This is a genomic window from Mesorhizobium sp. M1E.F.Ca.ET.063.01.1.1, from assembly GCF_003998155.1.
Lineage (GTDB): Bacteria > Pseudomonadota > Alphaproteobacteria > Rhizobiales > Rhizobiaceae > Mesorhizobium.
The window spans coordinates 1-7085 of sequence record NZ_RZSC01000284.1; the positions used below are offsets into that span (position 1 = coordinate 1).

The following is a 7085-nucleotide window of genomic DNA, read 5'->3' on the forward strand; positions in this document are numbered from 1 at the left end:
ACCGAAAGGCCGCCGGCAATGGCCGGGATGATGTCCTTGACGTCGTAGTCGTCGCCAAGCTTGTCGAGCGGCAAGAGCCAGCTCTGCTTTGCCCAGATCGGGACCTCATAGGTGCCGATGGTCATCACGTCGTACTGGCCGCCCTTGGTGGCGATATCGGTGGTGACGCGCTCGCGCAGCACGTTCTCTTCAAGCGTGACCCAGTTGAGCTTGATGTCGGGGTTGGCCTTCGTGAAGTCGTCCGTCAGCTTCTGCATGCGGACCATGTCGCCGTTGTTGACGGTGGCGATGGTGATGGATTCGGCATGCGCGGCGAAAGCGAGGGCGCTGGCCGACAACAGGCCCAGGGTGAGCGTGCGAAGTTTCATCAATTCCTCCCTAAAACCAAGATGAGCATTTGCCTTGGCTGTGAGCAATTACTCACCTAGCGTGAATTATGTCAAGGCGGAATCGATGCTGCAGCGCAGCACAAATCGACGCCATGCGCTTTGGCGGCGCGTGGCGGAAGTCCGCTTCGATGGTTGGGCCGCGTCCGGCTACTGGCAAGCGATCTCGGCGAGGATCCAATCGCGGAAGGCGCGGATCTTCGGCACGTTGCGCCGCGCCGTGGGATAGACCAGCCAGTAGGCATGACCATCGTCGCCGACCAGGTCGAAGGGCTGGATCAGCCGGCCGTCGGCGAGTTCGTTCTTGAACAGCGCCCTGGTCAGGATCGCCACGCCGTGGCCGGCCATGGCGGCATTCGCCTCATAGGCCTGCGCGCCCATGCTGGTACCGGGGCGGCTGGCGAGTTCCTCGGCCGGCAGACCCGCGAGCGCGAACCATTCCTGCCACCAGATGTCGCCCGGATCGAGGATGGGGAGCTTGAGCAGGTCGGCCGGTTCGTTGACGCCACCGATGCTGGCCGCGAGCCTGGGGCTGAGCACCGGGGTGAAGTCGGCCTTGAACAGCATATGCGTTTCCACGCCCGGCCATTTGCCGCCGCCGGACCGGATGGCTATGTCGATGTCCTCGCGGGCGAAATCGACGACGCGGTTCGAGGTATCGACGCGCACGGCCAGCGCGGGATGCGCGACCTGGAAAGAGCCCAGATGCTGCGCCAGCCAGTTCGAGGCGAAAGTAAGCAAGGTGGAAACGCAAAGCACGCCTTCCGCGCCGGCGCGGGCGGCCGAGTAGGCGCCGCTCAGCAACGAAAACGCCTCGCTGACGGCCGGCGCCAGGCGCTGGCCGGGCTCGGTCAGTTCGATCTGCTTGGGCCTGCGCAGGAACAAGGGCGCGCCTATGCGTTCCTCGAGCAGCTTGATCTGATAGCTCGCGGCGGCTTGCGTCATGCCGAGTTCCTCGGCGGCCTTGGTGAAGGAAAGGTGCCTGGCCACGGCCTCAAACACGCGGATCGCCTGCAGCGGCGGGAGTTGGGCAAACTGTCGGGCGCTGAGATCGGGCATAAGGCCTCTTTATGGGTCATGATCGACGTTTGATTGGAAGCACTGGCCGCTAACACCGATATGTGGGGTCGACGATCAACCCAGTTCAAGCATGGCGAAGGCTGATGATCATGACCACGATACAGGAAAAAGTCGTTTCGTCCCCGGCCCGCGGTTGGATTTCGCTGTTGGCACGGGAGTTTTCATGGTTCGCCAGCCGCCGGCGCGGCTATGTCGATGTAAGGGAACTGTCGGAGCATCTGCAGCGCGACATGGGCTTCCTCGACGGCAATGATCCGCGCGGACACTACAAATAGCCGGCTCTTTTTTATTGGCGGCTGCCCGCCGGCGCATGATCCATTTGGAGCCTGCGGCTCTGCTCATGCGCTGCCGAGCAGGGCTGCCGCCGTCCGTTCGTCGGTGATGAGGCCGTTGACCAGCCGCCGGTTCACGGCGGCCAGGATGCCCGGCAACTTGCGCTCGCCCATGGCCAGCGCAATGACCAGCGACTTCTCGCGCGACGGCAAGGCCGCGGAGGACACGCGATCGTTGGTGATGCCTTCGATCATGCGGCCCTCGCGGTCGAACACCCAGCCGACGATCTCGGCGACGCCGCCGGCTTTCTGCAATGCCTTGAGCTCACCTTCCGAGATGAAGCCGTCCTCATAGAGCGGCGCCTTCGGGCCAAGGTCGCCGATGCCGACGAAGGTGACATCGGCCTCTGCGGCGAGCGCCAGCGTCGGCTGGATCATCGGCTGGTTGAGCAGCATATCGCGCTCTTCCGGCGAGGAGGCGATGACCGGCAGCGGCATCGGGAAGGAGCGCGCCTTGACCCGATCGGCCATGGTGAAGATGACGTTGTAGAAGGCGGCCGAGCCGTCGGGCGAGATGTTGCCGGTCAAGGACACGACCTTGTGCTGCGGGCACTCCATCGGCGGCAGCAGCTCGATCGCCGCCTTCAGCGTGCGCCCGGTGCCGATCGCCATGACGATGGGCGTCGGCGAACGCAGCCGCCGCTCGATCTCGGCCGCCGCCGCCTCGGCGACGCCGATCGTCGTCGAGGTCGAGGTCGGATCGCTCGGCACCACTTCGACCAGATCCAGCGCGAAGCGCGACTTCAGCCGCGCGGCGAGGTCGAGGCAATTGGCGATCGGATGATCGACCCGCACCTTGATCAAGCCTTCAGACATCGCCAGCGACACCAGCCGCTGCGCCGTCTGCCGGGAGATGCCGAGCTTGGCGGCGATCTGGTCCTGCGTGTTGCCGGCGACATAGTAAAGCCAGCCGGCGCGCGCGGCGTCGTCCAACCTGGTGCTGCCGGTTTCCTGTCGCGCGTTCACATCCTGCCTCCCCGCCCGCTTTGTTGACGGGCGCTATAGATTACAACGAAAGCGGCTATGCGCAATTGTCAATTGAAAGGGCAATTGCTTGCGGCGGTCAGCAGTCCCGAACGGACCAATCCGCCCTTGCGCCAACCAATTGCCAGCGGGACGGTTTATCTCGGCGCGCAAACGCATTAAGGGGATCGGCAAAGGAGCCTTGCATGACGCCGAAAGCGGTTTTCTGGGACATGGACGGCACGCTGGTCGACAGCGAACCGCTGCACGAGGCAGCACTGGTGGCTGCACTGCGAAGCGTCGGCATAGCGCCGCCGACCAATTTGCACGAGCGGGTGCTCGGCGTCGCGGCGTGGCCGGTCTACGAGATGCTGCGCGACCAGTTTGGGCTCGACCTGCCCTTCGACGACTGGATCGTGCGCAAATACGACCACTATCTGCCGATGGCCGAGACGCTGAAGCCGCGCCCCGGCGCGATCGAGGTATTCAACCAATTGCGGGCGCTGGGCGTCGAGCAGGCGGTGGTGTCCAATTCCGACCGGCTGATCGTCGACGCCAATCTCGGCGCGGTGGGGCTTGTCTATCCCGGCATGCACACAGTGAGCCGCAACGACGTGCGCCAAGGCAAGCCGCATGCGGAACCCTTCCTGCGCGCCGCTTATCTCGCCGGCGTCGATCCGGCCGATGCGGTCGCAATCGACGACAGCCAGACCGGCGCCATGGCCGGGCTGGCGGCTGGCATGAAGACGATCTTCTGGCCTGAGGCGCCGATGGAAGGACCGCCCGGCGCCATCGTGATCAACAGCGCGGACGAGCTGCGGGCGCAGTTGGGGCTTTGAGAAAATCGCCAAAGTAGGCGCTGCCCCTCATCCGCGTTGCGGCTGATCTTTGGCTATAGCGTGCATGGCAGCTTGGCGCATGCATTGTCTAGTAGCGGGGTCGACCCCCACTCCGTCTCGGCTACGCCGAGCCACCTCTCCCCCGATCGACGGGGTAGAGGAAAGGCGCCAAGCTTTTTGCCGTCAACGCTCGTCCAGCAACGCTCCCTTCCTTTCCCTCCGGAGGGGGGAAAGGTGGCGCTGCGAAGCAGCGACGGATTGGGGGAACCACGTGGCAATCAAGCCTCGGCCTTATCAGTCACGCCAGTCACAGAAGTTGTGTGCATTGCGTGGCGTGACCGGAGGAGAAGGAAGAAGCTTCAGTTCCGGTAGACCGGCTCTTCCTCGTCGAGGATCGCTTTCAGTTCGGAAAGATGGCGCTCGGCCTGGCCGGGATAGTCGTCCACCTCGCGCGCCGTCTTTTCAGCGATTTCGTCGGAGAGCGTGCGCAGCGGCCGGCCGGTCCACAGCGCCTTGATGTAGGTCTCGGCGGCACGCTCGAAATAGAACATGCGGTTGAAGGTGTCGGCGACACTATCGCCGATGACCATCACGCCGTGATTGCCCATGACCATCACCTTGACCTTGGGATCGACGAGCAGCTTGGAGCAGCGCTCGCCCTCCTCCTCGAAGGCCAGCCCGCCATAGTGGGCGTCGACGACATGGCGGTTGAAGAACATGGCCGAGTTCTGGTCGATCGGCGGCAAGGTCGAGTCGGCCAGCGAGGCGAGAACCGTTGCATGGATAGAATGCACGTGCATGGCGCAGCGCGCATGCGGCACGTTGCGGTGGATGGCGCCATGCAGGCCCCAGGCCGTGGGGTCTGGCGCGTTGGGGCCGGACAGCGTGTCCGGATCGTTGGCGTCGATCAAAAGCAGGTCGCTCGCCTTGATGCGCGAGAAATGCACCTGGTTGGGGTTCATCAGGAATTTTGTGCCGTCCTCGTTGACGGACAGCGAGAAATGATTGGCCACCGCCTCATGCATGTTGAGCCGTGCCGTCCAGCGGAAAGCGGCGGCGAGATCGACCCGCTCCTCGTAATAAGGCAGGTTGGTCAGCGGTTCCTTCTTCAGGCGGGCGATGCTCATCGAAAATCCTCCAGTTTTCCGAAGCATGCCGTGCATGGCGGCGACCAGCAACCGCAAACTGGTGGGTCAGGCCGGCTCTCCGCTCAGGCGGCAGGCCGCGCCGATTGCAGCCCGCCATGCTCGACGATGAAATCGATCACCGCCTGCAGACCCTTGCCGCGCGACAGGTCGGTGAAGCCGAAGGGGCGCTTGCCGCGCATGCGGGCGGCGTCCGCCTCCATCACGTCAAGGTTGACGTTCACATAGGGTGCCAGATCGCTCTTGTTGATGACGAGGAAGTCGGAGCGGGTGATGGCCGGGCCGCCCTTCCTGGGGATCTCCTCGCCCTGGCAAACCGAGATGACATAAAGCGTCAAATCGGCGAGGTCCGGCGAGAAGGTGGCCGCGAGATTGTCGCCGCCGGACTCGATGAAGACGATGTCGAGGTCGGGAAATTTTCTGTTCAGCTCGGCAATGGCCCGCAGGTTGATCGAGGCGTCCTCGCGGATGGCGGTGTGCGGGCAGCCGCCTGTCTCGACGCCGACGATGCGCTCCTCCGGCAGCGCCTGCAGGCGGGCCAGCATCATGGCGTCTTCCTTTGTGTAGATGTCGTTGGTGACGACGGCGATCGAGAATTGATCGCGCAACGCCTTGCAGAGCTTTTCGGTGAGCGTCGTCTTGCCGGAACCGACAGGACCGCCGATGCCGATGCGAAGGGGACCGTTGGGTTGGGTCATGCCGGGAACTCCGAGATTGCAAGGACTGCGAAGCCCAGCCCGATCGACAGGCAGAGCGGCGAATAAAGGCGCTGGTCGAGCCGCGCGAAGGGCTGTTCCGGGGTGAGCCGGCGCCACCAGGGCGTGAAGCCGGCAATGCCGCGGCCGAGGAAGACGAGGCCGATGAGCAGCGCGGTGGCAGCCAGCCCCTCCTTTGGAAAGGGCGCGGCGAAGACGCCTTCGAGCGCCAACGGCCACAGGGTGGCGAGCGCCAGGCAAGCGGCGACGGCAAAGCTCGCGACAGGCGACGGCATTTCGTCGACGCCGCGGAAACCGACAACCGCATGGGCGCAGGATTTCGCGTCCGTTCCCGGCCAGATGCCGCCTATGCCCCAATAGACATGCAGCGTGGTGATCAGGAGCAGGACGAGGGAGAGGGTGAAAGCGAGGACGGTCATGAGCGGAACAGCCGCGAATACTGCGTTTCGTGCCTCATCGCCACGATGTCGGACATGAAGGCCGCGCCACCGAGATCTTCGAGCGAGGAATTGGCCGCTCGCGACGCCGTTGCAAGAGCCAGAGATTCGAAGCCGGCTAACAATGCGACGGCGTCGACCTGACCGACGACGCCGAGCCTGATCCCTGCCTGGACGAGGTTGGAGAAGAAGGCCTGGAGGAAGGCGGACAGCGCCTCGGCGAGACCGATGCCGTGGCTGCCGGCGACCGCGCCGACAGCGACGCAATAGGCGCAGTCGCTCGGCAGGCGCTCCAGCGCGGGACACGGCCAGGCCGACGCCGCCTTGAGGAAGGCCGCGCCCTGCAGCATGGTTTCCATGTGCCGCTGCTGCGAGCCGGCAAGCGCCTCGGCCAGGGCGGCAACTTCCGCCAGATCGCCGCCGTCGCGCGCGCGCCGCCAGCTTTCGGCAAACAGCACCGCATCGTTCCAGCCAGAGCCCATCTCGACCAGCGTCTCCAGCCAGCCGGCAAGATCGTCGCGGTTGGCGACCAGCCCATCATGCACCGCGCTTTCGAGACCATGGCTGTAGGAGAAGCCGCCGACCGGGAAGGACGGCGACAGCCAGGCCATCAGGCGCAGCAGCGCTATGCCGGGCTCAGTCATGGTGATGGTGGTCGTGATGATGGTCATGCGAATGATCATGATCGTGATGATCGTGATGATCGTGATGGTCGTGACCATGATGATCATGCGCATGATGATCATGACCATGGTCGTGGCCATGTCCGGAATAGGCGCCGCGCACCGGACTGAAGGGTAGCGAAACCTCGCTCACCGTGGCACCGAGCCCTTCCAGCATCGCCTTGATGACATGGTCGCGCAGGATCAGGATGCGGTCCGCCTCGATCGCCGCAGCGAGATGGCGGTTGCCGATATGCCAGGCAAGCTCGGTGAGATGCACGGCATCGCGGGCGCGGATGTCGTAGACCTCTTCCGGCGCCGCGACGATTTCGAGCTGACGGCCGTCCTCCAGCACCAGCCGGTCGCCATCGTTCAGCGCCACCGGCTCGGGCAGGTCGACCAGGATCTTGCCGCCGGCCGCCGTCTCGATGGCCCGGCGGCGCAAATGCCGCTCGTCATGCGGCAACACGGCCTTGTCGAAAGGCGTCGCCGCTCCCGCCTCGCCGGCGGGGAGCACCGAGACGG

10 protein-coding genes are annotated in these 7085 nt (G+C 64.6%); 2 read left to right on the plus strand and 8 right to left on the minus strand.

Annotation, left to right across the window (positions count from 1 at the left end; genetic code table 11):
• Both EOA29_RS19770 and gcvA read right to left on the minus strand, forming a co-directional pair.
• Nucleotides 1-368: extracellular solute-binding protein (locus tag EOA29_RS19770; RefSeq protein WP_127221325.1), on the minus strand; the 368-nt coding region annotated here is incomplete at its 3' end.
• A gap of 168 nt (nt 369-536) precedes the next feature.
• The gene (gcvA, locus tag EOA29_RS19775) at nt 537-1445 is read right to left on the minus strand and encodes a transcriptional regulator GcvA (protein WP_126090733.1); all 909 of its coding nucleotides are present in this window, start codon (nt 1443-1445) and stop codon (nt 537-539) included.
• A gap of 110 nt (nt 1446-1555) precedes the next feature.
• Here gcvA and EOA29_RS19780 point away from each other — a divergent pair, with 110 nt between their 5' ends.
• Complete coding sequence (locus EOA29_RS19780; RefSeq protein ID WP_126095670.1) at nt 1556-1741, plus strand: hypothetical protein; 186 nt, start codon at nt 1556-1558, stop codon at nt 1739-1741.
• Nucleotides 1742-1804: 63 nt separating this feature from the next.
• Here the strand turns inward: EOA29_RS19780 and EOA29_RS19785 are convergent, their stop codons facing one another.
• A complete protein-coding gene (locus EOA29_RS19785; RefSeq protein ID WP_126090734.1) occupies nt 1805-2764 on the minus strand; it encodes a sugar-binding transcriptional regulator in 960 nt (319 codons plus the stop codon).
• A gap of 203 nt (nt 2765-2967) precedes the next feature.
• Here EOA29_RS19785 and EOA29_RS19790 point away from each other — a divergent pair, with 203 nt between their 5' ends.
• Nucleotides 2968-3600 (plus strand): HAD family phosphatase, encoded by a 633-nt coding sequence (locus tag EOA29_RS19790; protein ID WP_126090735.1) that lies wholly within the window; start codon nt 2968-2970, stop codon nt 3598-3600.
• A 359-nt stretch (nt 3601-3959) separates the two neighbouring features.
• On the opposite strand, the gene EOA29_RS19795 is transcribed toward EOA29_RS19790, so the two are convergent.
• The 5 genes from EOA29_RS19795 to EOA29_RS19815 form a co-directional block, all read right to left on the minus strand.
• On the minus strand, nt 3960-4727 hold the full coding sequence (locus tag EOA29_RS19795) for a class II aldolase and adducin N-terminal domain-containing protein (RefSeq protein WP_126090736.1): 768 nt from the start codon (nt 4725-4727) through the stop codon (nt 3960-3962).
• Between the two features lie 83 nt (nt 4728-4810).
• Nucleotides 4811-5443 (minus strand): urease accessory protein UreG, encoded by a 633-nt coding sequence (gene ureG / locus EOA29_RS19800; protein ID WP_126090737.1) that lies wholly within the window; start codon nt 5441-5443, stop codon nt 4811-4813.
• Nucleotides 5440-5880 carry a DUF3995 domain-containing protein gene (locus EOA29_RS19805; protein ID WP_126090738.1) on the minus strand — a complete coding sequence of 147 codons (441 nt, stop codon included), beginning with the start codon at nt 5878-5880 and terminating at the stop codon, nt 5440-5442. Before EOA29_RS19805 ends, ureG begins: the two co-directional genes overlap by 4 nt.
• On the minus strand, nt 5877-6569 hold the full coding sequence (locus EOA29_RS19810) for an urease accessory protein UreF (RefSeq protein WP_245464933.1): 693 nt from the start codon (nt 6567-6569) through the stop codon (nt 5877-5879). Before EOA29_RS19810 ends, EOA29_RS19805 begins: the two co-directional genes overlap by 4 nt.
• Nucleotides 6535-7085: urease accessory protein UreE (locus tag EOA29_RS19815; RefSeq protein ID WP_245468495.1), on the minus strand; the 551-nt coding region annotated here is incomplete at its 5' end. The genes EOA29_RS19815 and EOA29_RS19810, both read right to left, overlap by 35 nt.

Coding starts and splice junctions, on each gene's coding strand:
- ureG (WP_126090737.1), bottom strand. CDS start 5,443: ATGACCCAACCCAACGGTCCCCTTCGCATCGGCATCGGCGGTCCTGTC.
- EOA29_RS19795 (WP_126090736.1), bottom strand. CDS start 4,727: ATGAGCATCGCCCGCCTGAAGAAGGAACCGCTGACCAACCTGCCTTAT.
- EOA29_RS19780 (WP_126095670.1), top strand. CDS start 1,556: ATGACCACGATACAGGAAAAAGTCGTTTCGTCCCCGGCCCGCGGTTGG.
- EOA29_RS19810 (WP_245464933.1), bottom strand. CDS start 6,569: ATGACCATCATCACGACCACCATCACCATGACTGAGCCCGGCATAGCG.
- EOA29_RS19790 (WP_126090735.1), top strand. CDS start 2,968: ATGACGCCGAAAGCGGTTTTCTGGGACATGGACGGCACGCTGGTCGAC.
- gcvA (WP_126090733.1), bottom strand. CDS start 1,445: ATGCCCGATCTCAGCGCCCGACAGTTTGCCCAACTCCCGCCGCTGCAG.
- EOA29_RS19805 (WP_126090738.1), bottom strand. CDS start 5,880: ATGACCGTCCTCGCTTTCACCCTCTCCCTCGTCCTGCTCCTGATCACC.